Genomic DNA, 22,651 nt, shown 5'->3' on the forward strand with positions numbered 1-22,651 from the left:
AATTTCTCATCAATCGATATATTTGGTATAAATTCCGTTGTACCACCGTTTAAATCAGTACTCACAACCTGTTTGAATGGAACATACGGAGAAGGCATTACCGTGCCTGTGACGATCATTGATATGTCTTTATTCGTCATAGGCAGCATCATACGCATATATACCGCTCCACTTGCCTTGTTCACGGTAATATTAAGCTCTGTGCTTCCCGATGAAGTAATATTGTAGCTACCCGCCACAAACTTTCCTGATGCATCATATTGGCAGCTTAAACGATATCTTTGACAAAGCAATGATGTTTCACCGTCCCATCTAATAAGTGGTGTTACATACCACCCTGGACTAGTTATTATATTTCCGTTCGTATCTAAGCCTTTGTTAAATCCGTCTGAATAGTTTGGGTTAAGCCTATTTGTTCCGTATTGTAGTTTAATGCCATTTTGCGTAAATTCAGTATCAAGTTGCGCCCCAGTCTTGGTTGAACCTCCAGAATCTAATTTGTCAGTATTTACAGTGTCAAAGGCACTTGCTATACGTTCCTTTGTATTGCCACCTTCATCTGTTTCATTTCTTATCAGGTTAGATATATCTTGCAAATCCTGTGACATATTTAATCTCCTATAATTTTAATATTTAACCTATTATTGAATTTTGGCTTTGAACCACTTATATTAAATAAAGGGAACTTATCAGACTTTGCCTTTAAATAATCGATACATTCCATAAGATATTTATCGGCAACAGTTAGCGCATCTTTCTCTAGTACTAATCTTTCCTTCAGCTCTGCATTCTTAGAATAGTCGTCAACTTTAGTTACCGTAGCATATCGGGTTACTGTATAATTATTATTCTTTACAATCTTAGACCATACATAGTAATTTAATGATTTTACTAATCCGTTAAGCTGCCTTTTATAGTTAGACCCGCATACCTCAGCTTCATAGGTACCTCCATTTAGAAGTGTGTCATATTCTACCGGATATCCTGATTTGTCTTCTGCATTAACATACTCAACCAGATCAATAAATAATGATTCCCCTATTTGAGATTTAATGTTTATTTGTTCACATTCATCTATATATGGATCTATCCTATTATCATCAAGCTTGCTACTTACAAATCTTGCAGCAGTTGACTTTATATTCTCACTGGATGTCAGATGTTTCACTTGATATATATTTTAATGGTTCAATAGTAAAATCAGATGTTGGTATATCCTGATGCCAATTTTTAAATATTCTATCAAAAGCGCGTTCTATCATTCTTCTTTCTGTACCTGTAATAGAAGAATAAACATCATAAGCGTCTCTCATTATATCAGAACTAAAACCTACACTTCCTTTTCTTAATCGGTGCCATACCTCTTGCCCAAAAGCTGCATATATTTTTTCACAGGCAGCATCTGTAGTCACCGTAAAATCTTTATCATAATTAGCTCCCTGCAAATCAAACACCTGTGGTATTTCTTCATCGTACTCGGTTTCTAATACTACCGCCTTCCCTGTATTTATATCACCTTGTACATTTGCTATTGCTTGGGCTATTTCATTTCCTCTTTCGTCTTTTTTTATTCCGTCTTCATCTTCTTTTTGTGGTGAGTCCTGTCCTTTCTTAAATACAATTATCTTACTCGGCAAGAAATTGCATCTAGTATTTCTGTATGCTATATTTCCTAGACCTTCTTCCGTACTCATCTGAGTTACCACACTGTCATATATAGCTTTTGGGTATTCCTGCTTTCCGGCAGATGAGAACCATAATACTTGACCGTTATATTCATATATCCCTCCTGCTCTTTCAATCTGAGACATAATAACTTCTCTATCAGGATTAAACCTATCTAGATATTCAATACTTTCTACAGTTGGCTTTAATATTTTATTATTGCGTTTTTTCTTTCCTGTCCAATCAGGAAATACAGCTATTTTAGAGCTATATCCGTTATCGTCTTCTTCCCCAAGACGGCAATTTTCAAATGGTATATGGTTAATTTCTATTATTTCCCCAATAACATTATAGTTTACATGTAATGCGTAACCGCCCCAATTGCCTAAATCCTCAGATATTGACTGTAGAATATCATCAAGGGTATCGCCATGACGGTTTACTATCAACGATGCAAGTGATTCATCTAAGAACCCATTACCCTGTATAAATTGAACATATCTATTTAAGCATGTTGTTCCCGATTCCGAACAAGCTACAATTGATTTTATCTCTTGTGGGTATAGATTATTATAACCATAAGCTATTATCTTAAGGTTGGTAATATTCGGATATTCAATCCTTGGTTCTGTTCGTTTTACGGTTTTTACATTCATGGTAAATCCTATTCTATAGGTTCATTAGATTTCGGCTCTTTTCTCTTTTTAAATGTTTTTTTCTTTGGCTCGTTGTCTTCAACTGTAACCGGAGTAATATCGGATATTGTATCTTCATTTTCATTATCCAATTTATCCGGGAACGATTCAAACTTAGATATTGCATTTGGATATTTTTTTAGATATTTAATAGCAATATCATCGGTTAGATTTGCCCTAGTATAAACCTGAGGATCACCTGCTATATGAATTAACTCCTCTCTTTTTAATATATATTTACCCATTTTCTTTATTCCGTTTTGTTTAACATAAATGTATATCTCAATAAAAGCATCTCGATAACATTGATTACAACTACTTCTATTGAAAGACTTTGATAATATCCTTTCGTAATAGGAATCAATAAATGATTTATCCGAAGATGAAAGTTCGCCCGATTGGTCGAAACGAACTTTCATATCTTCTATCCTGTTTAACAAATCAACCATTATACAGTAGTTAAGGATTCTATCTTAGCTCTTGTAGTAGCGATATCAGTATCAAAATAGAACATGCCGGAACGAGGGGCTTTTGTTTCTGTCAATACGACATTCCATCCTCCGTCTGTATCTTCTGAATACTTATCATTTTCGAGTGTTGCAGCCCTCAATCCTTGATAGAAACCATACACTTGGAAAGTAGAATCACCGGGTTTTGTAGCTTTGTTTGTATTCTTGAAATTGTTTTCTAATATACATACAAATTTACCTGTTGCCAGACCGTCAATTATATTTTCGCAAACATCAGGATCGTTATTAAGAATAACTATCCCTACGTTATTTGTGAATGTATTTCTATTGGTGCCAACTTCCATTGTTGTGGTTGTTCCACTGAAAGGCTTATTCCCGCTTACGACTATCTTATAGGCTTTTTTACCTGTTTTTAAACCTATTTTAGTAATCACATTTTTGCGTCCTGCAACAGCAGGAGGGCCAACAACATCGGGCTCATACTCTGTTTCTGAGAAATCAATGTCTTTGTAGTTTATTATAATACCCTCCTGATCCAATCCCATAACTAATGGGTTAGAGCAGTCCTGTTGAATGTCTTGTTTGATTATTTCATCACAATATCCCATAATATCCCCCTTTCTTAATAAGCAAATTGGATCAATTCATCTTGCCATGTCAACGTACCCATCTTGTCACGACCTAGTATCTTATTAGTCTGGTCGTCTTCTGAGAACCAAATTTTAAGATCCGGCATAAGATTGCTTGATTCAAAACCTACTTTAAGATTATCCTTAGTACAGAATAATGCTCTATGAGGCTTATTCAATGTGGTACCATTATCTTCGAAAGCTTGGATCATCTCATCCCATATAGGAAGACGTATTAATTTTTCACCGTTATATTCAGTAGCGTACGCCAAGCCTCCGAATAAAGATTGCCATTGAAGATCAGAACCCTTGTTGTTAGCTTTAATATCGATTGCCAATGCATCAGCAAATGATTGTGTACATAGAATGAATCTTCCTTCTGCCTGACGTAAGATTGGATTAGCATTGTATACCAAAGCATCTATAACTCCGGTAGCTGCTCCCGATGCCCTCATATTGTCGCGCTGAGCTGTATAAGTTGCAGCGGTATTAGCTGCAATAGTTACTCTTTGTTTTGTATTTGCAGCGGTAATAGCAAACAGTTTCTTAAATAAACCGTCAGCCATTGTAAAGAATTTTACATCAATACCGTCCTTAATAATACCGCCATCATATACATTTTGAGCTGCTTTATCTCCAAACCATGATACACGCCAAATCATTTTCTCAATGGCTGTTTTTAGTCTTGGTTCAATAATATAACTAAGTAAATCTGTTTGCGTTAGATCCGCGCGATCGGTTCCGGTCTTCATGCTAAATTTAGCAACTGTAGATTCAAAATCATCGGCACACATTTCTTCTGCAACGACAATACGCCCCAGCTCCCATATCTTTTGTTGGGTTGCCAGATTTGTATTGTTAAATGTTGGACGGCACATTGCCTTATCTTCTCCTAGAAGACCAAACTCACCAACACCTCCAAGGTGAGCCCCATTTAAGACGCCATAGTTAAGATCAACGATCTCATTTATTGCTCCGGCCTGTAGTACCTCAAGAAACAAAAGCTCTCTTAAGTCACGGATTGCCAGATTATCGGGCGTCAATTGATTAATATTATTTAATGCTGTACTTCCCATTATTTCACTCCTTTCTGTTTTAATTCGTTTATTCTATCTCTCAGAGAGTTAGATGCTTCAATCTTTGTTTCCTTATTGCTTCTTGATTGTGGTTTGTATGCCGAAACCTTATCCTTGAATACCTTCTCATAGCCTCCGCACATCTTAACTGCATTGATAATCTTAAGATCCTCTTTCGTACGTTCGTTAGCTCTGGCAGCAACTAATTGCTCCTGTAGAGTTTCTACCTGAGTTTGCAATTCCTCAACAAGCATTTCAATTTCATTTGCAGCTTCATCAACTGTATCCGCTTGCGCGCTTGTATCCGGTTCTACTATTTCAGTAATCACACCATTTTCAACAACGATAACAGTTCCATCAGGCATTGTGTGAGATCCATCAGGAGCAGCGTTATCTCCAACTTGCGGGCTTCCTTCTGTTCTGTCAATAGACAAAGTTCCTCCGTCTGCTGTGGACAAGTCCATGTTATAAACTGTCGGTTCTTTTTTAGCACTTACACCGAAATATTCGCGTAATATGGTGCCAAGACCTTTTTTTTCACTCATTTTTACTTCATTTTTGTTAATATTTATATTTATTTTAGCGAATGCAATTTGTTTCGATTCTGTCGCAAGTCCTATAGATACAGCCTGTGAAGGTGATATATACGTTTCCCTATCCATAAGATCTGAAAGAACTTCTTTGCTTATATTGGTATATTGAGAATATATATTCTCCATTTCTGTCTCTTTACTCTTTACGAAGGTTGCAAGTTCTTTAAGCTCATCACCTGTTCCGCATGCGCCTTCGATATATGGGTTATGTATCATTTGAGGACATCCTGCTATCCTTTTAGATCCAGCCATAAAAACGATAGTTGCAGCAGAAGCGCAATTGTTTACACATTCTGTGATTATCGTCTTGCCTAAACCTTTCAGATAATTGTATATGGAAATACCTTCGTCCAAATCACCCCCAAATGAATCTATAAGGACATGTATTGTGTCCCCAGACTCCTTGTTTGCTTGTTCGATTACAGAAAGAAGATTAACCTCTCCTTCTCCATTTCCTATTATTCCTTTTATGTTTACCATTTATAAATAATTTGATACTTCAAATGTATGAAATAAAAAACCTACTATTTAGAATCATTCCAAATAGTAGGTGTAATAAAAATTGCAGTATGTAACTTATCTATAAATCCTTACACATGTTTTTTATTATCTGATAAAAACGCCTTTCACTTATGTTGTATTGGTCGCATAGGTACGCTTCAATATACGCGACTTTATGTCCTTCAGATTTTAGATTCATGTAATCATTGAACATTTCTAAATGCTGTATATCCTTCGGGCTTACTCCAACATCAGCCAGTTTTTCCAATGCGGGTTTTGCCAATAATAAAACTTCATACGCTTTCATATACTCCTCGATGTTTCTAATATGGATATTCTATTATTTACATTATCTATTTCCTGAACAGATACTACAGGGTTAGGCAAAGATTGAACCGCTTTTGAAAATGCCCTTGATAACATTTCTTCTCCCATAACCTGATTTGCTGTATCCTGTGTTGATATAGGAACTCCACCGCCTATCTGATTAAATGCTGATAGCACAGGAGAAAACATAGATGTTGCACGTGCAGTTAGTACACTCTCTCCATTACTTAAATATGCAGAAATACTATCTGATGTTCCTGAGCCTTCACCGCTAACATATCCACCTGTAGCAAAAGAAGGAGCTTTAGGCTGTTTTTCAGAGCTTAGATACTTCTTGGCTTTTGCTATATTAGATAATATTGTAGCTACTGTAGTTGCAATAGCGACAAGATTAGCTGGGAATGGTCCTGCTTTTTGTGCTTGTGCAATACCTGTGGTAAGGGCTGTAGCTGTATCAATTCCTATTTGATATAAAGCCATCGCCTTTGCAAATACAGCAAACGCCTCATTATCTTCGGCAAGAGATGTAAACAGTTCTTCAAATCCTCCGGCAATGGTAGATACTGCCTGCATATATTTAGTTTGGCTTTCTAACTGATATTGGAATAAATCATCTTCCAGTTGTTTTAGTTGGCCTTGAAGCACAAGTTTTCTATTCAGGTAATCAACATCACTTTCATTTTGCAACTGTGAAAGAGATGCAATTTCCGCTTGTTTTGCTGCTATCTGCAATCCTAGTGTATTCTGATTATTTAATTGGGCTTGCATTATATCATTCTGATACTGCTTTTGTGCCTGTTGATTCCAGTAATCGAAATATTTTTGTTGCTCCTCATTCTGCAATAAGGCATATTTATCGTTTATGGCTTTTTTATCCGCCCCGGTCTTTTCTGCTGCATCAATTTCTATTTGTCGTTGGATATCTAACTGCTGAATACGTAAGGCAAGTTCCTGATCGCTTCCTTGCTTGACTGCCGATAATCTATTTTGGATATCCGTATTTAAGATCTCAATCCTTTTAGACTCGGCATCCTTCATTATTTGAAGTGACTTATCCGCTAATTCTTTATCAAGATCTATTTGTTGCTGATTTGATTTCTCTTTTATCAATTTAATTTGTGAAGCCGTAAGTCCTTTTTGAGTCAACTCAAATTCTTTTGACTTCTCTATATAAGCTTTCTGTAAATTGAAGTAATTACCTAAAGCATTCAGCCTTTCATCATAAGATTTTTCCTGATTATCGGCAATATCTTTATTGCTTTTTATTTCAGTCTCTAATCTAAATTTTGCAAGTTCTATAGCAGCTTTTCTTTCTTCTTCTGCTGCTTTTTTCATCTCATCAGTCAATACAGGTTTATTCTTACCGGATTGTTTAGTGCTCGAATCGGTACCATTGACTACATTAACAGGAATATCAATAGGCTTAATATTACCTGATAGTGTTTCTTCTACTGATTTTTTCGCTATATCCTTAATATTATCCCATGACTTCTGAAACCTGTTAGTAGTTTCTTTCATCCCCTTATCTACAATGTCAGGTATAGACGAAAATTCACCAGTAAGTAAAGCCTTGAAGGAATTAGCTAATATCTTAGTCAAATCCAAAGCAGAGCCAAATAAGACTTTTACAACCTCCAACAATGAGCTAAACGCAAATGTAATCGCATTAACACCGCTTCTTACATACATTGATTTATTGTAGATTTCAATAAACCAATTTACTATAGATATAAGACCCTTAACAATACTTGTAAGTGATTCTGTGGCAAATATTTTTGCGTTTCCTATCAATGATTCAAACGTTCCACCTGTCTGATCGAATAAAGCAGAAACAACATTCTGTAGCTCTACATTTGCATTTAATTGACGTTCCTGAATTTCCCCTAGCTGTCCTGTTTTCTTCTTGACACTATCGATATTCGTGTCTATGTCTTTTAATGTTTTCAGATATTGAAGCCCTGCATCTTCTCCGGCACCTCCGAAAATATCGGCTATCGCTGATCCTACCTGTTTGCTTTGTTCCGGGTATTCGTTAAGCTTTTCGGATATATCCTGCATTACTTCAAAAGTAGTCTTGGCTCCACTCTGTAAATCCTTCTGAACCTGAACGGATGAAATGCCAATACCCTTTAATGCATCTGCCGTAGAAGTATTCATTTCACGAAGCCGTAAGTTAGCTTCTTTTATTGCATCAATCCCCTTGTCGGAAAATACACCCTGATTCCCTGTTTCTGCAACTATAGCAATAAACTGATCGGCTGATATACCCGCCTCTTTAAAGTATGCGGGATATTCTTTTAACGTACTCAGGTATTCACCGTTGGCATCGGCTCCCGCTACAAATCCATCCTTTACGAGTTTTAAGGCTTCCTGATTGGTAATTCCGAATTGTTTCGATATAGCATTAGAAGCCTCGAGAACCTCTTTGAAGTCTTTATTGAATGTTTCTGATATTCCGGATACTTCATTGCGGTATGCCTTAAGATCATTCCCAGATAGTCTAGTAAATTGTTTGGTTAATCTTGTTGCTTCCTCTATTCCTTTGTTATAATCATACCAGAACTTAAAGGCTACCCCAACACCTACTATTCCGGCAATGACAAGAAAGGCAGGATTAGCAAGAAGACCTGTTAAAGCTCCTCCGAATGCCTTAACAGATGTAGTACTATTGGTAAAGAACGACTTTAAGCTTGCTTCCCCGGTAGTAGAAGATTGTGCTAACTGCAAGAATGAATTACCGAACTCGGTATTTAATCCGAGCACATTCTTTATAGCGTTTTCGTAATTACCGACTTGTCCGTAAAATCTCCCTAACGCTTCATTCTCTGCATTAAGCTGGCTTTGCAATGATGATATCTTTTCGGATAGATCTTTCTTTTGAGCTATTTCGGATTCTGTATTTCCAAGGACTTCATATTGACGAACCAGACGTGCTATCTCAGCTTCCAGTTTTTTAATACTTCCTGTTCTGTTTGTTTCTTCCTTGATGTTGTTCTGTATCTCTTTGCGCAACGCCTTTATCTTATTGTTGTACTGCGTTGTGATCTCAGCATTTGCAGCAACAGCCTTGTTGTATTCATCTTCTGTTTTTGTGCCGTCCTGTACTTCTTTCTTATATTCAGCGTTTGCCCTACGGATATCCTCGATAGCTTTTTTATATTTAACTATTCCGGATATGGCATCTTCATACCGAACATCTATATCCAGTATGATATCTTCCTGCTTACTGTTTGCGTCTGCCATTATTTCAAGTATTTAATAAATGAAAGAAATTTTCTGTCTTTTAAATAATTTAGATCGTATTGGTGTTTATATGCTTCCCTCTCAAAAGATATATTCATATAGGCGTATTTTATCTGCCTGTATTGAATAATGCGAAACATAAACTCTAGGATATACCAAACATAAAAGAATACGAAAAACATTTCTATCATCTGTCTGGTATGTATGCGCTCATGATTAATCATCCAACCCCTTAAAGGATTAAATTCTTTTCTTGCAAACAACACTCCAAGTATATTGATTGCTATGTATCCTTTTAGTGGTAATATTTTATTATAAATGACTATCATTCTTAATATTATATAGTACAAATATAGTAATTTTATTTAGAATGATTCTAAATAAATGAAATATCTTAATCGATTATCTATTGAAAAACAAATATTTAATACATTTGTGATATAACAAACTTTTAATTAATATGAAGAATTTATTTTACATACTATTAGCGGTTCTTTTATTTACTTCGTGTTCGATGTATAAATCAATTAATGAAACAGTTGTTATTGATTATTCGAGATATACAAGTCAAGGTTTCTTTATTACAGAAAGTAACTCTGTTAGTTTTGATTATAAGCCTATTGGGTCTGTAGTTACAGTTGTAAAAGGAACCAAGAAAAAAGAAACAGGCAAACAAGGTAAGGGAGATAGCGTACAGGAACGTAAGAAAAGTTTTTTTGAGGAACCTAGAGCTGAGTATTATTCTGTGTATGAAGCTATAGATGAGTTTGTTCGAAAGAGTAAAAATGCAGGTGCTAATGGTGCAATAAACTTTAAGGTATCATATACAAATGATAAAGAATTCGGGAATGGATATGTTATTACAGGAATGGCTATAAAGAAATAAAATATGAAACATTTATCTTGTGTGTTACTTGTCGTGCTTGTTATTTCCTGCTCGTCAGATAACGAGAATGAACCGGAATATATCGATAACTCCCTGCTGTGGGGTTCATGGTACAGAAAAGACACAAGCGTTGACTCAACAGTGTATATTTTTAAAACAGACCTATGCACTAGCGAGTATTGGGAAACATGGCCAACGACTTCCAAGGTTGATTCATATTCATGGACTTATAAACTAACAAAGGATAATATCATATTAAATGATAAGCATGAAAGGCCTTATAAGCTTGCGGGTAATAAGCTATCAGTATTTGAGAATAAATCAACGTGGATAGAATATACTAAGGTAGAATAAGAAAGGGGCAAACGCCCCTTTTTCTTTATCTATAATATGGCATGCGTATCAGCTTACATTTAGCGAGTCCATCGGTATTAACCGTAATCTCTTGCATCATGTAATAAGTGCCGTCGATAAATATAGGAACAAGCTCATTGTATGTGTACAGGTCTAATCCTTTCAGATATACATAACATTCTAATATGGCAGGCTGATTGATAATAAACTGATAGGTATCGTAGTATTTCTTAATAAGTCCGTTATCGCCCATAAAATACATTTCTTTGTCAAAAAATGCGCTTAAATATCCAATACCTGTAGACTCATCACTATATCTTCTTTTTATCAACACTCTATAGCTAACACTCTTATAATTACCGGACGCATCATATATCGGAATATACGCGTATGTATTAGCGTTAGAATCTGTGATGTTATCGGATGGAGCAAAATAAAGCTCGAACAATTCTTTCTCTTTGGGGATGGTTTGATTGTCTATAGTGAAGTATCCGTCTGCTTTTGTCTTTACCGAATCGTCCTTCTTATATTTGATTATATTCTTTTGAGCATAGTCTGAGTACACATACGTCATAAGCATATTTTTTCTGTCGGCTATTAAGTTTGTCCAATCATATGCTTTGTATTTACCCCCATAGATATCGGATACGGAAACAAACTGTATAGCCGAATTGTTGATATCTGCCTTATAGAATACAAACAACCCATATTGCCACATAATATTTTTAAGGAAGTCAACAACGGTAAGATCAGGAAGGTTAGGGACAATTGGAAATTTATCACCGAATTTTACTTCATCGTATCTGACATAAATATCATGTCCTATAGAGGTAACAAGTATTTCAGTTCCATCAAGCTTAACGTATGATGTGCTTTTTCTATACTGGGCTGCTATGTATATGTTCTTATCCTCCGTTAGATCGAAGCTAAAATCTAAAGCCATAGTACTAACATAGTCGCCATCTTCATTCATGGTGATAGGAAAATATTGTTCTGCATATACATTTAAACTATCAGTCGCTATTACTCTTAACTGGTAGCTTGTAGGATCAACCAATGTATTTGGAACCTTAACAAAAGAACTGGATTTGATAATAACAGTAGAACCCTCTTTTCCTTTTATCATGTTTACATCTGAGATTATACCACCGCCTATTAAATCAGGGTTACCAGATACGGCTGTAAACTTAAAGAATGAAAATTTATATGCGCCAGTCGTGTTGTATCCTATTAAATTTATATGAGCGAAATACTTATCGGCCCATGTTATTTCATTCGCGTTCTTATCAATGAGCGGAACCCATCGCTTAGTGAATACATCCCCGAACTTCTCAACATCATAAATGAATTGTACGCCTGTATCAGCTTCAATAAGCTTTAAGATATAATCATACGTCACTGATGGGTGGATATACTGTATGTCGCTTAAACCATGCCCGAAATCAATTTTAATAAATCCTTTTTGCGCTGTTGAACTATCCGGTAAGAATGGTGTGTCATTAGACCAAGTTAGATACTCGCTACTAGATATATCCCTAAGCTTAAGATCCTTTAGTTTTAACAGGTTGATAGTATTACCCCATACAACGGAAAGCTCGAGATCTTCTTCTCCTGATTTAAGTAAAGTACATATCCCTTTAATGAATGTGAGTCCATCCCTTATTTCTTCGAATGTATGTTCACGGTATGGAAAAATAGAATAGACATCAGGATTATTAGAGAGTCCGAATATTGTAAGGTTCCTTTGCGTTTTTGGTACTTTATATGTTGTTGTCCTGTTAGATAGTATCTTTGTTATATCCCTGAATATAGGAGATGTAAAGATATATCCCGCAGCGTTATCATTCTCGATATCTATCTGCTGCTCGTCTATGTATACTTCTCGGATCATAATGTTTGTAATTGACGTTTGTTAGGTATCATATATAACTCAAAGTCTTGCAACTCTGAAGTGCCTTTAACGAATGTTCCTTCTGCAACTGATATAGATATCCAATTTTGTTTATTTTCAGTATCATAACCAAGGAACATATCTATAACAGGGCTTTCGATCAACCCTAAAAGTAAGTCGAATGTAATAGAATCTACCAACGGAGCATAAAGTTTGATGGTTTCTTCCGCATACTTTCCTATTGATTTACCGGTTCCAAAATGATATTTATCTGTAAGAGATACTCTATAAAATATACTATCATAAGCAATACTATTATTCTTTGTAGTTATACTTTGATTGCTTGATTGGAAGAGATAATAATTATATTCGCCGTATTTATTTATCCATCTGAGATAGACACCATCACTTGGACAATCGACAACATTTATATCTATGCTAAGATCTTTCCCTAATAATATTCTTTGCTGGCCAAATGTATAATCAAAAGTATAATCAAATGTTTTTCTATACACTTCGTCATAACCTTCGATATGTATATTTCCTGATGATGATATATCTGAAATATCTATATTATGTTTACCGGGTGACAGAGTTTTATATTCTACTCCATTAGCTTTTAAGACTATTGCTTGCTCTGTATATAACGGAACAGTAAATGGGAACCCTTTGAAATAAGTCAACGTTTTATTTTGGGTGTATGTTTCACCTATTTGTAAAGCCCCCCAAATAACAGGAATAGAACCTTCATATATTATACCGGAGCTATTCTTTATTACAAATGACAATACCTTATATAGCGTTGTATCATTCTCTTCTATTTTGTAAAAATGTAGCCTATCAAACAATGACTTTGCTATTGCCGACAACTCAAATGTAACAGTTAATGTCTCCTGATATGGTTCTTTCTCTATTTTTATCCCATTGGATTCAAGAATCAAAGAATCTTCTACAGTATAATTATTTACAAAAATACGGATAGGGTTAAATGCAAATCCAAGATCCGGGTAAATTATTTCTATGTCGCCTACTGTTGTAATCATAATTTCTGAATTTCGACTTTGAATATTCCTGTTAATTTAGTTCTTATATCATTGACAGCCTCTTGTGTAGGCTTCGTGAATATATCTTTCCTACCACCTTGCATATATAGGCTTGTGCCTTCCGATGCTATTTTATGGGAAACAGCCCCGGCAAAACTCATTAATCCTCTCTGTTCTGCTGAATATTTAGGCTGCCATTTATCAGACGGTTCTCTTTTATATGGTATAGGGTCAAATGGTATTCCCTTGTCTAATATCCATTTCTGAATAATTTCATTTATATTTCTCGGTGTCTTGCCTTCCTTACGTCCTGTTTCTAGTGTAGCAAAATACTTGCGTCCTTTCAACATAGCACCTGTTCTTGTCTCTTCAATCATTAGAGAGTTTATAGTTTTACCACTTGCCTTTTGGTTTGCTGCTAAATGGTTTTCTATTATCTTACTCTCTAGACTGACAAGGGATAGAATAACGGTTTTCTTTATGTTTTCGGACAGATTCATAGTACACAGTCGCCTATTAATTCTTTCAATTGAACTTGTATCGTTACCCCTGTTAAATTTTGATCTAACATATCATACACAACAGAATAAGGAATAGTCTCAGGTATTGGAGCAAACTGTTTTGATTTGTTTATAGCTATGACAAATTTCTTAGCATAATCCTTCATCCGTTCTACTGTGCTATCATTCTCTTCTCCGTCAAAATCAAGATCAGCAAGATCAAGAAAAGCTATAAGACAATTAGGATAATCTCTGAAATTACCATTATGATTATACAATTGTCCTGAGACAGGTAATACGCTTAGGCATACAGGAAATTTAACCTTATCAAAATCAAATTCTACATTCGCTCTAGTCCAATCATTGTACATATAATCAAGACCATCAATGGTTTGAACTATATCTTTTATCTTCTGCTGTACACTCATCTTGTTAGTTTTTGTTGTTGAGTAATTATTTGCCTATATCTTTTTTCGAAGATATTATTATCTGAATCTATTTTAAGGCATTGGTATATCCTCATCCAGTTAAGCTCTACAACTTCATCGTGATTAGATATACCCATCCTTCTTGCATACCAATCTATTGTACCGAAAAATCCATGTGATAATTTCTTTATTCCGGCTCTTTCTTCTTCTGCCGTTGGTTTATATTCGATATCTTTAAATAGGTTAGTTATACGGCTTATTTCGTTTTTAGCATATAGCGCAAACCCAAGACAATCGAATGCACTAAGTGATATAATATCATTATATTTTAATCCATGTAATACTTCAAACGAAACAAATATTAGGTCATGAAATGATTTTATTTTAGTCTGTAGTTCTATTAGCTGTTTGAACTTTAATTCATCAAATGAAACTCTAAACATTTCTGAGAATTTATAATTATTTAGTAATCCAAATAACTCATCAATTTTACTTTCATCTAAATTAAAAAGATCCATATAAAATATAAATTCCTCTAATGTTGTATGCCTATCTATTATCATTTTGTTATAATCTCTATTTTACATTTTTGGCATTATATGTATATAAAACTTACGTTATGACAGAGGTGTAAGCTTTTGGGGCTTTACACATTCTATTCTCCATCTTCTTTAGTTCAAACCATACACGCATCATCAGATTATCTGCCTCGTCTGTTGATTTACCTAGTATGGACTTTAGCATCTCCTTTGTTATTACTTTAAGCTTTGTATCCTTATCGGCATCTATTTGTTTTATTTGCTCCAACTCTTTTACGACTCTTTCTCTGTCTACAATGGGTTCGTTCTTAAGATACATTAAATTACTATTCACTATTTCGGCAAGTTTGAAATAACATTGAGATCTTAAGTTCTGGTAATTTCTTACTTCTCCATAAATGGGTAGTGGCTTTGAATTATTTACAAATCCTTTGCATCTTAAGTTATCAACAAGCCCACCACCTACACCATCTTCATCAGCAATAGTATTACTGTTTGGTACCGAATATTCAGTTTGTAATTTTCTTGCTAAGACTGTAAGATCATCTATTCTACATTTCGGTATTACTTTTTTATAAATAGAAATAAGCCCCTCCCATATCCTTATTGTAGTATCATCTTTCCCTAGTCTTGCAACATCAATTGTCATATATCTAGGACCTCCGGATACATGGGAATTTGTGAAAAGATCGACTATTTTTTCATATTGCATTAAGACGTATGGGTCATCATCATATTCCCATTCTCCATCCAGAAGTCTTGCCCTGCTTATAGGATCTAAATTTTTAAGATTCTCAATATAGAATTTATCTACAAATGGATTATCTGTAACTAATGCCTGAATAAATGCTTTATCATCTGGCAGTATTCCGTCCCTGTGTGGTTTATAAAATCTGTTATAGACAAAATTCTTTGTTGGATTACATGCTCCGAACATCTTTGGAATAAGCCCATTCTTGGCAACATCATGCCTGATACGTGACATAACTATATTCCAACACTTCTCTGTTATCTGGCTATTTTCATCTATAGCAGCCCCTGTAATTTCTAATGATCCAAGTTCGTCAAACTCAGGATCAGATGGATAATAAAATAAATCCTTAAGTATTATAAGCGAACCGTTATAAAATTGTATAGTGTTAGGGTTTTCTTTATCATTAGCCCCATTGTATTTGTAATAGTTTGGTGTTATTCCCTGCATACTAAACACCTTGAAGAGAGATTTCAATGTGGTCTCTTTGAGCGTCTTCATCTTTGCTCTTCCAAGCAGCCATTTAGTATCAGGATATTTTAGAGAATTTTTTGTAAGCCAATAAGATTCTAATATAGATTTACCACCTCCGGCAGCTCCTCCATATTGGACTTCTCTTGTTTTTTTATCTTCAAGTAAGTCAATCGTTATAGTCTGTTTGTGGCTTAGCTTCATACGTTTTTTCTTCTTTCCAAATAATGTTTACATCACCTGAGTGTTGAGTCTCTATTTTATCCCTCCACCTATCAGGCTTCCGATTCTTAAGCCAGAATATACCTGCTGTTGTATCAGGTGGTTGCTCTTGCTGTAAATTAACTATTTCTATTGATTCTATTTCGGTTTTTTGCCCTTTATCGTTATAGGTTACAGTTTTTACCTTAAAGGCTTGCTGTTGGTTTATTATAGCACCTTTGGCTCTATTGTAGAGGCTTGATGCTATTATAGCGTCAGCCTCAGATTTCCCCTTTTTTATGGACTCAAAAAATTCGGTATGATCATTCTTCCAATTATTTATGGTCGTCTCTGTAACCTCAAAGAATTGAGCCAAATCTTTATCTGTTGCACCTAATAAACAATATTTATAGGCCAGTTCGACATACTCTTCTTTAAAAGATGTAGGTCTACCAACTTTATTCTTATCATCATCAATCATAACTATCTAGTTTATAGTACAAATATATTAATTATTATTTAGATTTATTCTAAATAGTAGAAAATAATTAAGGGATATAGTTTTCCTATACCCCTTTTATTAAATTACTCAAAAACAGATTCTATTGCTTCATCTAATGGTTTTTGGTTATCCGGTTGAATAAATCCTTTAGCAAGTAGCATATTATAAGTTGTCGCTTCCTGCCTTGCTTGTTTAAATGTAAGATGTTTCATAATTAATTATTTAATTAATAAAAAAGGTTATTTAAAAAGAAGGCAACCTTAGTGATGTGGGGTTGCCTTTTTGTTTTGTTGATGTTTATTCGCTTCTATTATCTTATCATACATGATTTGGTTTTGGTTGTATACCTTTATTCCGTATGATACTGTTGAATGATCGTATCCGACTATGTTTCCAATATCTTCTACTTTTAGACCTTGCTTTCTTAATTCAGTAAAACGCTTATATCTTAAGGCTACTTCGATACCTGAACTTCCTTTTCTTTTTGCCATGGTTAATCTTCTAAGTCGTATTACTGTATTACGCATAAATCAATATACCAATCACCAATAATGGGAATAGTATAATGAATATGGGTATCAAATCTAGTTTCGGGTTGTGAATGTGCGATGATGTCAACTTCATCACTACCAAATGTGAAACGAGATAATTCCTTAAAAAATGCTGCAACTAAATAAGTTGGTGATTCGTAGTTCTCTTTCCATCGTACGGCTATTAGATCCATATCTGATACACAAGTACCATGAATAGCTAAAGCATACCCGCAATCCATAGCTATCTTTCTAAGTCCTTCCAAAGCACAAGCATAAAACATCGGCCTAGGATTTGATTTTACTTCTGATTTATCTTTCATTTTGTTACATTTTGTTGTACTGGCCCGTTGACGAACCATCACTTTTGATATTTAAACCGGGAATATTTTTAAAAAATGTCAGAAATGAATAAGTTTAAAGCCTAAATCAATAGCTAAATCATATTCTAAACTAGCCCCTTTTGAATACTCCCATCCATTAAGCATGTATATAGCATCACAATCAAGCAATAGCTTTAAATCGGCTCTCATGTGTTCGTTCCATGTTGCATTTGTGGGCAGTCCGTTATTAAGAGGATTTACGACCTCATATCCTTGTTCTAAAAGTCGTACTTCAGCATTAGTGAAGTTGTTATAGACAGTTTCTAAAGGTAACCCGCTAATAGGGCCTGATATGTATACTTTCATCTTCTTTCCGTTATGTTATGATATGGGTTTCCATTCTGTGAAACATTCAGCTAATTCATGTATATGTTGATGAGAGTGAACGACTGTTGTATCGCGTCGATTACCATTTTTTAATAATATTCTCATTCCTAAATTTGGCAAATCATCTGTTGTAAACTTTCTCCACCTTTCAGCTTCTTGCCACTTGGAGAGGATGAAGTTTGCGCCTTTCTTGAATCCCATTTTTAGCAATGCTTCTCCATGTTGATTGTATATGCCTTTACTGTCTGCGTATCTTTCCGCTTCTTCCTCTATCAGTTTTTTTATTTCGTCTTTAGTCATGGGTTAATCCTCCTCGTTTTCAAATAATTTAATAACATTGTTTTCGTTTTCATAACCTCTAATATTAATAGGAACATCACGTAAATAATACCCCCTTAGTAGTTCATTGAAAAACTCTTTACATTGAATTTCAAGATTGGGATAATTAGAAATAGTATCTCCTTTAAATAAGCCTAGTTGATCTTCGCTAATATATGCACGAAATATTTTACACAGCTCTTTATTGAAGGGTTTTATCTTGTCATAATATGGAGTATTAGCGAATAATTCATCAGAGAACTTATAATCGCATAAGAATTGATAGTCTTCTTCCGAAAAATACTCCTTTGCCTTGTCATCGTATAGCTTATTTATTTTAGCCTGTATAGGTTTAGAAAAGTTATTGAAATACGGTATACTATACGGCATATAAACGACACCTTCCCTTAAAGAATCCTTAGCTAATTTAGCTGTAATTTTTCTATACTCTTTAATTCTTTCAGACTTATAATGTTTAGGCATCAGCGCATTGAAATATACATGTTCATAGTAGCTAGCATGTACTGAAAAAAGCATATCTTTATACTTAAACTCATAGCAATAAAGGATTTTGTACTCATCTCTATTTGTTTGTTCTGGCATTCCGAATCTTCGAAACAAATACATAAATGAAATTGCGGTGTCTAATTTCCCAAGTATACTTTCACCTAAATCCCTTATTGAGTTGATCGGGGCGTCTCCATATTTATCACCACGTCTCCATTTATATTTTATTATATCTTCCTGCATACCTCTATCTTTAAATCGTTTCCCGTTAGTGCTTTGAATAATATCTGAGCCTGATGCGCATAATCAATGAAATTAAGATGCACGGTATTTACCCCATCAGAGACAGATTCACCTGTTTGTTCTATTTGCGGATACCAATGCGTGCCAACCTTCATTAAAATTAAATGTGTAGCTGGACCGTTTAGCATTATGGCAACCTTATTTTCTTCTAATCTCTTTGCTCCTGCCTTCAACAGTATATCTTCAGTTAGGGTGATGGGCTTTAAGTCTTTTATATTTTCCTCCCATACATCACCCTCGTTGCCTTCAAATTCGAGATAAACTGTATCTCTGAATATAGAGTCTACATACATTGGATATCCATTTACGTGAAACCAATTATTCAGCATTATATCCCCTGCTTTTATTTCTTCCATGTTATTTGAGTTTAAATTCATACCTGAAAACATAAGGGTTACTTTCCCATGTGCCTTTTTTAGCAACTTTATCAATCAATTCAGCAAATGCTTCAAGTGGAGTTCCAAATATATAATCACCGTTAGTATCATATCGGAAGAAATAATTGTCTTCATCTGCCATTATACCCTCTTTGATGCAATCTTCATCGGTAATATCTTGAAGCCTTTCTACTCTTACATCGATTATTTCTATTTGACTAGGCATAAGATAAGAAAGAACAAAAATTTTATTACTCCACCCTGCGGACTTTGAAATCGATTCTATCTCCTTATCGCTATAGTGACTATAGTCAATAATATCCTTATATTTTTGAGCAATAGCAACCACTTCTCCGACTTGGTATTGTTGTTTACCTAAATACGTAGGCTTTCCGTTAATAATTGATAGATCATTGGATTCCTTTGCTATCCTCCTAGTCACAGTCTTTCTACCTTCTAAAACTGCATCGGTAAGTCCGAAGCGATCATTGAACATTATCTTTTTCATTCCTTTTCAATTTTAATAATTGCGTACTTCTTGTTAGGGTCGAGTCGCTTTAGTCGTTGTATATCATCCCATCTGTCTTTCGGTGAGATATTATATCCATACGGAATACTGAAATCTCCACAATATGTAGTTCCTTTTGTAAATTGACTTCCTACTATGCTATGTATCTGCTGCTCTGTTAGCGGAGTAACGCCTACTATTTCAGCTTTGACAAATCCATCATGTATTTTTTCTGCTCCAAACTTATACACTAGATGTGTAGGATTTTCATAACTTATTTCCAATTCTGTTGCATCCTCTGGAATCTCTACGGCTATGTGTTTATCTGTTAGGTGTATCATAATTTATTCTTTAGAGCCGTCTGTTAATCCTAAAATATAATAAGCAATATATTCGGCTTCTTTATAAGTAACTCCGAATGTTACCCCTTCATCATTTTCAATATTTGGAATTGTAATGTCGATTATTTCACTATCTCTTTTTTCTATTTTTACATCACCTATTGTTTTCATATCTATTTTTCTTTAAAAATTATACACGTTAAAATTTCATGTATAGGAAAGTGAGGTTTTCTATACACGTTGGAAATGGGCTTGAAGCTCGGAGAGGGTGGCTTTGTGGAACTTATCCAATTCTCCATTCTTATTGTAGTTATATCTACCGCCACAGCATAATACTGAATACATATCAATCCAATCTTGCCTATCGCAAAATATCCACTCTTTACAATCAGTGAACCATTGATCTTCATTCTTTATCTGTTAGTAATGAGGGGTTAAAATTGTAATACTTGTTGTTTTTCTTTCTTTTCAAAGTAGACTTTCAAATCATCAAGACCGCAAAATCCGTTACATTCGACTAATGGTTCTGGCTCTCGACCTTTGAACATTGAAATATCTTTTACATCGGGATAGTCTGGGTGTGGTAATAAAAATACAGGAACAAAACCTCCTTTAGCTTTCGCTTCTTTGCTTTGATCTTTACATATTGTGACTGGTTCACCTTTCAGATTGGTGAGTTCATGCTCTCTCATAGCCATTCGATAGAATTTATCGTATTCCTCACGCTGTCTTTTTTGCCAATATCCGATACCACCTTGAACACATCCTGTTTTATCGCAATTGTTATTTTCGTATCCGTTCAAATATGGAACAGGAAGAACTATACCAGCATCTTCTAGTATCTTAACGCAATCTTTTTTTAGCAACCCATAGAGCAATAAAGGATATATAGCTTTTACTTTTGGGTTATTGATTGTCATAGAAACAGCTCTATGAGCTTCTTTTAAATCAAATCCGAACGCTTGATATGTCCAAGTATTATTTGTTTGCCAATCTTCACGAACCCTACGTTTGAGGATAGTAGAGCATATTGCTCCATGTGCGGTGTTTAAAGATAAATATGTTCGCCAGACACCCTCTATTGATTCAAACTGACTAGATATCGTTTCTATTGATACTCCATACCATTTTTCACAATCTCGTAGAAATCTATAAGTATCATCATGTTCGTTTTTGGTATCTATGAATATAATACGAACACGATCTTTACCGTATAAATCAATACAAAGCTTACAGGTAACAGCAGATGTTACACCGCCAGACCACCATGTAATTATATCTTTATTCTTTCTCATCCTCTTTTGTATTATCTGTTAGTAACTGCTTGGCTTTGTATAAAGCATCCCAATTGATTAAAATAATGTTTACTATAATCTTTCCATTCCAAGTGAAAATAGAACTCATTTTCATCAATAGTCCAAGCGAATAATTCCCCTATATTACTTAATGGGAAATTACAGTCAGGTTGTAGCGTCCATGTTGTTTTGGGGTTGGCTATTTTTGCCAATTCAATCGCGGGCACTTTCCCATCTTCCATTTCTGTGTAGAGTGAGGATATAGGGAGAAGGATAGGCTTTCCAGAACTTATTTCACAATCTCCATAATCGTTATACGGAGATACTAACTTCACGCCTCTGTTTGTAATGTCTAAGCCCACAACATCATGAGTTAAATCTTCCCCGTCAAATTTCCATTTCATCCCATACGGCAAATACGGGTATAGGTGGCTTATGTTTAGTTTCATAGCTTTAAAATATTGTTAGTTTAAAATAATACGCCTTGCTTGATTTGATTGTGTGATTCTATTTCAAGTACCTTGTCTAAGATTGCTTTGCCTATAAGAGGATCTACACAATTGCGGAGTAGTTTTTCTTTTTTGGGACAATCATATTTTGATAGATCAAATCCTAAAAGCTGTTTAGCTTTCTGTTTATTGCCCCCCCCATTAGTACCGTTCATATCCTGATGCTTTATCCTGTTTACCAATGGCGGTATCTGGAAGTTAGCCCAGAAGTAATGCCTACCCGATGCTTGAGGTTTTATTAACGGCTCATAGTACGGTTTCACATTCTCAATGCAATACTTACCTTTAAAAAACTTTTGTAATAATATTATTTCTTGATATAGCGTCATATCTGGATAGCGAACGACACCGATAGAGTTTAGCGTAAAATTGATTATCGAATGCGTAGGACACGGAGGTGAACACCAAATAAAATCAAAACTCTTGATAATGCTCTAACAGGTATTGATGAGCATCCCCAACAATTACAGTATCATTCGGGTATAGGT

32 protein-coding genes are annotated in these 22,651 nt (G+C 34.9%); 2 read left to right on the plus strand and 30 right to left on the minus strand.

Features of this window, described 5'->3' with window-relative positions; all coding sequences use genetic code 11:
• The 10 genes from HMPREF9456_RS16560 to HMPREF9456_RS17690 form a co-directional block, all read right to left on the minus strand.
• A partial coding sequence (locus tag HMPREF9456_RS16560) for a hypothetical protein (RefSeq protein ID WP_006844727.1) occupies positions 1–608 on the minus strand: 608 nt, incomplete at its 3' end.
• Positions 609–610: 2 nt separating this feature from the next.
• Entirely contained in the window at positions 611–1,168 is a 558-nt protein-coding gene (locus HMPREF9456_RS16565) for a DUF6712 family protein (protein ID WP_006844728.1), read from the minus strand.
• Positions 1,146–2,321, minus strand: a complete 1,176-nt coding sequence (locus HMPREF9456_RS16570; protein WP_006844729.1) for a hypothetical protein — start codon at positions 2,319–2,321, stop codon at positions 1,146–1,148. The genes HMPREF9456_RS16565 and HMPREF9456_RS16570 overlap by 23 nt, the downstream gene beginning before the upstream one ends.
• Before the next feature lie 8 nt (positions 2,322–2,329).
• Complete coding sequence (locus tag HMPREF9456_RS16575; RefSeq protein WP_006844730.1) at positions 2,330–2,809, minus strand: hypothetical protein; 480 nt, start codon at positions 2,807–2,809, stop codon at positions 2,330–2,332.
• Complete coding sequence (locus HMPREF9456_RS16580; protein ID WP_006844731.1) at positions 2,809–3,438, minus strand: hypothetical protein; 630 nt, start codon at positions 3,436–3,438, stop codon at positions 2,809–2,811. The genes HMPREF9456_RS16575 and HMPREF9456_RS16580 overlap by 1 nt, the downstream gene beginning before the upstream one ends.
• Before the next feature lie 14 nt (positions 3,439–3,452).
• Positions 3,453–4,535, minus strand: a complete 1,083-nt coding sequence (locus HMPREF9456_RS16585) for a hypothetical protein (RefSeq protein ID WP_006844732.1) — start codon at positions 4,533–4,535, stop codon at positions 3,453–3,455.
• Complete coding sequence (locus HMPREF9456_RS16590) at positions 4,535–5,608, minus strand: ATP-dependent Clp protease proteolytic subunit (protein ID WP_006844733.1); 1,074 nt, start codon at positions 5,606–5,608, stop codon at positions 4,535–4,537. The genes HMPREF9456_RS16585 and HMPREF9456_RS16590 overlap by 1 nt, the downstream gene beginning before the upstream one ends.
• Positions 5,609–5,708: 100 nt before the next feature.
• Positions 5,709–5,936: a hypothetical protein gene (locus HMPREF9456_RS16595; RefSeq protein WP_006844734.1), complete on the minus strand. Its 228-nt coding sequence runs from the start codon at positions 5,934–5,936 to the stop codon at positions 5,709–5,711.
• Complete coding sequence (locus HMPREF9456_RS16600; RefSeq protein WP_006844735.1) at positions 5,933–9,199, minus strand: phage tail tape measure protein; 3,267 nt, start codon at positions 9,197–9,199, stop codon at positions 5,933–5,935. Before HMPREF9456_RS16600 ends, HMPREF9456_RS16595 begins: the two co-directional genes overlap by 4 nt.
• Positions 9,199–9,528 carry a hypothetical protein gene (locus tag HMPREF9456_RS17690; RefSeq protein WP_018075171.1) on the minus strand — a complete coding sequence of 110 codons (330 nt, stop codon included), beginning with the start codon at positions 9,526–9,528 and terminating at the stop codon, positions 9,199–9,201. Before HMPREF9456_RS17690 ends, HMPREF9456_RS16600 begins: the two co-directional genes overlap by 1 nt.
• A 131-nt stretch (positions 9,529–9,659) precedes the next feature.
• On the opposite strand from HMPREF9456_RS17690, the gene HMPREF9456_RS16610 reads away from it, so the two are divergent.
• Together HMPREF9456_RS16610 and HMPREF9456_RS16615 are read left to right on the plus strand one after the other, a co-directional pair.
• Positions 9,660–10,085: a hypothetical protein gene (locus HMPREF9456_RS16610; RefSeq protein WP_006844737.1), complete on the plus strand. Its 426-nt coding sequence runs from the start codon at positions 9,660–9,662 to the stop codon at positions 10,083–10,085.
• Between the two features lie 3 nt (positions 10,086–10,088).
• Entirely contained in the window at positions 10,089–10,439 is a 351-nt protein-coding gene (locus HMPREF9456_RS16615) for a hypothetical protein (protein ID WP_006844738.1), read from the plus strand.
• A 25-nt stretch (positions 10,440–10,464) separates the two neighbouring features.
• On the opposite strand, the gene HMPREF9456_RS16620 is transcribed toward HMPREF9456_RS16615, so the two are convergent.
• The 20 genes from HMPREF9456_RS16620 to HMPREF9456_RS16710 all read right to left on the minus strand — a co-directional run bounded on the left by HMPREF9456_RS16620 (position 10,465) and on the right by HMPREF9456_RS16710 (position 22,492).
• Entirely contained in the window at positions 10,465–12,330 is a 1,866-nt protein-coding gene (locus HMPREF9456_RS16620; protein ID WP_006844739.1) for a hypothetical protein, read from the minus strand.
• A complete protein-coding gene (locus HMPREF9456_RS16625; RefSeq protein WP_006844740.1) occupies positions 12,327–13,373 on the minus strand; it encodes a hypothetical protein in 1,047 nt (348 codons plus the stop codon). Before HMPREF9456_RS16625 ends, HMPREF9456_RS16620 begins: the two co-directional genes overlap by 4 nt.
• On the minus strand, positions 13,370–13,873 hold the full coding sequence (locus tag HMPREF9456_RS16630) for a hypothetical protein (protein WP_006844741.1): 504 nt from the start codon (positions 13,871–13,873) through the stop codon (positions 13,370–13,372). Before HMPREF9456_RS16630 ends, HMPREF9456_RS16625 begins: the two co-directional genes overlap by 4 nt.
• The gene (locus HMPREF9456_RS16635; protein ID WP_006844742.1) at positions 13,870–14,301 is read right to left on the minus strand and encodes a hypothetical protein; all 432 of its coding nucleotides are present in this window, start codon (positions 14,299–14,301) and stop codon (positions 13,870–13,872) included. Before HMPREF9456_RS16635 ends, HMPREF9456_RS16630 begins: the two co-directional genes overlap by 4 nt.
• Positions 14,298–14,864, minus strand: a complete 567-nt coding sequence (locus tag HMPREF9456_RS16640; protein WP_006844743.1) for a hypothetical protein — start codon at positions 14,862–14,864, stop codon at positions 14,298–14,300. The genes HMPREF9456_RS16635 and HMPREF9456_RS16640 overlap by 4 nt, the downstream gene beginning before the upstream one ends.
• A 49-nt stretch (positions 14,865–14,913) precedes the next feature.
• Entirely contained in the window at positions 14,914–16,266 is a 1,353-nt protein-coding gene (locus HMPREF9456_RS16645; protein WP_006844744.1) for a terminase family protein, read from the minus strand.
• Positions 16,232–16,744: a hypothetical protein gene (locus tag HMPREF9456_RS16650; RefSeq protein ID WP_006844745.1), complete on the minus strand. Its 513-nt coding sequence runs from the start codon at positions 16,742–16,744 to the stop codon at positions 16,232–16,234. Before HMPREF9456_RS16650 ends, HMPREF9456_RS16645 begins: the two co-directional genes overlap by 35 nt.
• A gap of 104 nt (positions 16,745–16,848) precedes the next feature.
• On the minus strand, positions 16,849–16,977 hold the full coding sequence (locus HMPREF9456_RS17635; protein WP_006844746.1) for a hypothetical protein: 129 nt from the start codon (positions 16,975–16,977) through the stop codon (positions 16,849–16,851).
• A gap of 48 nt (positions 16,978–17,025) precedes the next feature.
• Positions 17,026–17,256, minus strand: a complete 231-nt coding sequence (locus HMPREF9456_RS16655) for a hypothetical protein (RefSeq protein WP_006844747.1) — start codon at positions 17,254–17,256, stop codon at positions 17,026–17,028.
• A 20-nt stretch (positions 17,257–17,276) separates the two neighbouring features.
• Positions 17,277–17,618, minus strand: a complete 342-nt coding sequence (locus tag HMPREF9456_RS16660; protein WP_245531047.1) for a hypothetical protein — start codon at positions 17,616–17,618, stop codon at positions 17,277–17,279.
• Positions 17,619–17,696: 78 nt separating this feature from the next.
• On the minus strand, positions 17,697–17,984 hold the full coding sequence (locus HMPREF9456_RS16665; RefSeq protein ID WP_006844713.1) for a DUF4406 domain-containing protein: 288 nt from the start codon (positions 17,982–17,984) through the stop codon (positions 17,697–17,699).
• A gap of 15 nt (positions 17,985–17,999) precedes the next feature.
• Positions 18,000–18,305, minus strand: coding sequence for a hypothetical protein (locus HMPREF9456_RS16670; RefSeq protein ID WP_006844749.1), 306 nt, complete (start codon positions 18,303–18,305; stop codon positions 18,000–18,002).
• A gap of 3 nt (positions 18,306–18,308) precedes the next feature.
• Complete coding sequence (locus HMPREF9456_RS16675) at positions 18,309–19,073, minus strand: hypothetical protein (protein ID WP_006844750.1); 765 nt, start codon at positions 19,071–19,073, stop codon at positions 18,309–18,311.
• On the minus strand, positions 19,058–19,489 hold the full coding sequence (locus HMPREF9456_RS16680) for a hypothetical protein (RefSeq protein ID WP_006844751.1): 432 nt from the start codon (positions 19,487–19,489) through the stop codon (positions 19,058–19,060). The genes HMPREF9456_RS16675 and HMPREF9456_RS16680 overlap by 16 nt, the downstream gene beginning before the upstream one ends.
• 1 nt (position 19,490) lies before the next feature.
• Positions 19,491–20,018 (minus strand): ASCH domain-containing protein, encoded by a 528-nt coding sequence (locus tag HMPREF9456_RS16685; RefSeq protein WP_006844752.1) that lies wholly within the window; start codon positions 20,016–20,018, stop codon positions 19,491–19,493.
• Complete coding sequence (locus HMPREF9456_RS16690) at positions 20,015–20,359, minus strand: hypothetical protein (RefSeq protein WP_006844753.1); 345 nt, start codon at positions 20,357–20,359, stop codon at positions 20,015–20,017. The genes HMPREF9456_RS16685 and HMPREF9456_RS16690 overlap by 4 nt, the downstream gene beginning before the upstream one ends.
• A gap of 3 nt (positions 20,360–20,362) precedes the next feature.
• Complete coding sequence (locus HMPREF9456_RS17445; protein WP_006844754.1) at positions 20,363–20,530, minus strand: hypothetical protein; 168 nt, start codon at positions 20,528–20,530, stop codon at positions 20,363–20,365.
• Between the two features lie 263 nt (positions 20,531–20,793).
• Positions 20,794–21,654, minus strand: a complete 861-nt coding sequence (locus HMPREF9456_RS16700; RefSeq protein WP_006844756.1) for a phosphoadenosine phosphosulfate reductase domain-containing protein — start codon at positions 21,652–21,654, stop codon at positions 20,794–20,796.
• Between the two features lie 11 nt (positions 21,655–21,665).
• Positions 21,666–22,103 (minus strand): hypothetical protein, encoded by a 438-nt coding sequence (locus HMPREF9456_RS16705; RefSeq protein WP_006844757.1) that lies wholly within the window; start codon positions 22,101–22,103, stop codon positions 21,666–21,668.
• A gap of 20 nt (positions 22,104–22,123) precedes the next feature.
• Positions 22,124–22,492: a hypothetical protein gene (locus tag HMPREF9456_RS16710; protein ID WP_006844758.1), complete on the minus strand. Its 369-nt coding sequence runs from the start codon at positions 22,490–22,492 to the stop codon at positions 22,124–22,126.
• Positions 22,493–22,651: the final 159 nt, after the last annotated feature.

This window comes from Dysgonomonas mossii DSM 22836, assembly GCF_000213575.1.
Lineage (GTDB): Bacteria > Bacteroidota > Bacteroidia > Bacteroidales > Dysgonomonadaceae > Dysgonomonas > Dysgonomonas mossii.

What these genes read in the sequence shown, in the direction of transcription:
- HMPREF9456_RS17635 (WP_006844746.1), bottom strand. Translation starts at nt 16,977, where the DNA reads ATGAAACATCTTACATTTAAACAAGCAAGGCAGGAAGCGACAACTTAT.
- HMPREF9456_RS16585 (WP_006844732.1), bottom strand. Translation starts at nt 4,535, where the DNA reads ATGGGAAGTACAGCATTAAATAATATTAATCAATTGACGCCCGATAAT.
- HMPREF9456_RS16660 (WP_245531047.1), bottom strand. Translation starts at nt 17,618, where the DNA reads ATGAAAGATAAATCAGAAGTAAAATCAAATCCTAGGCCGATGTTTTAT.
- HMPREF9456_RS16675 (WP_006844750.1), bottom strand. Translation starts at nt 19,073, where the DNA reads ATGCAGGAAGATATAATAAAATATAAATGGAGACGTGGTGATAAATAT.
- HMPREF9456_RS16630 (WP_006844741.1), bottom strand. Translation starts at nt 13,873, where the DNA reads ATGAATCTGTCCGAAAACATAAAGAAAACCGTTATTCTATCCCTTGTC.
- HMPREF9456_RS16650 (WP_006844745.1), bottom strand. Translation starts at nt 16,744, where the DNA reads ATGATTGATGATGATAAGAATAAAGTTGGTAGACCTACATCTTTTAAA.
- HMPREF9456_RS16690 (WP_006844753.1), bottom strand. Translation starts at nt 20,359, where the DNA reads ATGATACACCTAACAGATAAACACATAGCCGTAGAGATTCCAGAGGAT.
- HMPREF9456_RS16640 (WP_006844743.1), bottom strand. Translation starts at nt 14,864, where the DNA reads ATGATAATAGATAGGCATACAACATTAGAGGAATTTATATTTTATATG.
- HMPREF9456_RS16665 (WP_006844713.1), bottom strand. Translation starts at nt 17,984, where the DNA reads ATGAAAGTATACATATCAGGCCCTATTAGCGGGTTACCTTTAGAAACT.
- HMPREF9456_RS16670 (WP_006844749.1), bottom strand. Translation starts at nt 18,305, where the DNA reads ATGACTAAAGACGAAATAAAAAAACTGATAGAGGAAGAAGCGGAAAGA.
- HMPREF9456_RS16590 (WP_006844733.1), bottom strand. Translation starts at nt 5,608, where the DNA reads ATGGTAAACATAAAAGGAATAATAGGAAATGGAGAAGGAGAGGTTAAT.
- HMPREF9456_RS16620 (WP_006844739.1), bottom strand. Translation starts at nt 12,330, where the DNA reads ATGATCCGAGAAGTATACATAGACGAGCAGCAGATAGATATCGAGAAT.
- HMPREF9456_RS17445 (WP_006844754.1), bottom strand. Translation starts at nt 20,530, where the DNA reads ATGAAAACAATAGGTGATGTAAAAATAGAAAAAAGAGATAGTGAAATA.
- HMPREF9456_RS17690 (WP_018075171.1), bottom strand. Translation starts at nt 9,528, where the DNA reads ATGATAGTCATTTATAATAAAATATTACCACTAAAAGGATACATAGCA.
- HMPREF9456_RS16700 (WP_006844756.1), bottom strand. Translation starts at nt 21,654, where the DNA reads ATGAGAAAGAATAAAGATATAATTACATGGTGGTCTGGCGGTGTAACA.
- HMPREF9456_RS16610 (WP_006844737.1), top strand. Translation starts at nt 9,660, where the DNA reads ATGAAGAATTTATTTTACATACTATTAGCGGTTCTTTTATTTACTTCG.
- HMPREF9456_RS16645 (WP_006844744.1), bottom strand. Translation starts at nt 16,266, where the DNA reads ATGAAGCTAAGCCACAAACAGACTATAACGATTGACTTACTTGAAGAT.
- HMPREF9456_RS16615 (WP_006844738.1), top strand. Translation starts at nt 10,089, where the DNA reads ATGAAACATTTATCTTGTGTGTTACTTGTCGTGCTTGTTATTTCCTGC.
- HMPREF9456_RS16685 (WP_006844752.1), bottom strand. Translation starts at nt 20,018, where the DNA reads ATGAAAAAGATAATGTTCAATGATCGCTTCGGACTTACCGATGCAGTT.
- HMPREF9456_RS16570 (WP_006844729.1), bottom strand. Translation starts at nt 2,321, where the DNA reads ATGAATGTAAAAACCGTAAAACGAACAGAACCAAGGATTGAATATCCG.
- HMPREF9456_RS16625 (WP_006844740.1), bottom strand. Translation starts at nt 13,373, where the DNA reads ATGATTACAACAGTAGGCGACATAGAAATAATTTACCCGGATCTTGGA.
- HMPREF9456_RS16600 (WP_006844735.1), bottom strand. Translation starts at nt 9,199, where the DNA reads ATGGCAGACGCAAACAGTAAGCAGGAAGATATCATACTGGATATAGAT.
- HMPREF9456_RS16655 (WP_006844747.1), bottom strand. Translation starts at nt 17,256, where the DNA reads ATGGCAAAAAGAAAAGGAAGTTCAGGTATCGAAGTAGCCTTAAGATAT.
- HMPREF9456_RS16710 (WP_006844758.1), bottom strand. Translation starts at nt 22,492, where the DNA reads ATGACGCTATATCAAGAAATAATATTATTACAAAAGTTTTTTAAAGGT.
- HMPREF9456_RS16595 (WP_006844734.1), bottom strand. Translation starts at nt 5,936, where the DNA reads ATGAAAGCGTATGAAGTTTTATTATTGGCAAAACCCGCATTGGAAAAA.
- HMPREF9456_RS16635 (WP_006844742.1), bottom strand. Translation starts at nt 14,301, where the DNA reads ATGAGTGTACAGCAGAAGATAAAAGATATAGTTCAAACCATTGATGGT.
- HMPREF9456_RS16680 (WP_006844751.1), bottom strand. Translation starts at nt 19,489, where the DNA reads ATGGAAGAAATAAAAGCAGGGGATATAATGCTGAATAATTGGTTTCAC.
- HMPREF9456_RS16705 (WP_006844757.1), bottom strand. Translation starts at nt 22,103, where the DNA reads ATGAAACTAAACATAAGCCACCTATACCCGTATTTGCCGTATGGGATG.
- HMPREF9456_RS16575 (WP_006844730.1), bottom strand. Translation starts at nt 2,809, where the DNA reads ATGGTTGATTTGTTAAACAGGATAGAAGATATGAAAGTTCGTTTCGAC.
- HMPREF9456_RS16580 (WP_006844731.1), bottom strand. Translation starts at nt 3,438, where the DNA reads ATGGGATATTGTGATGAAATAATCAAACAAGACATTCAACAGGACTGC.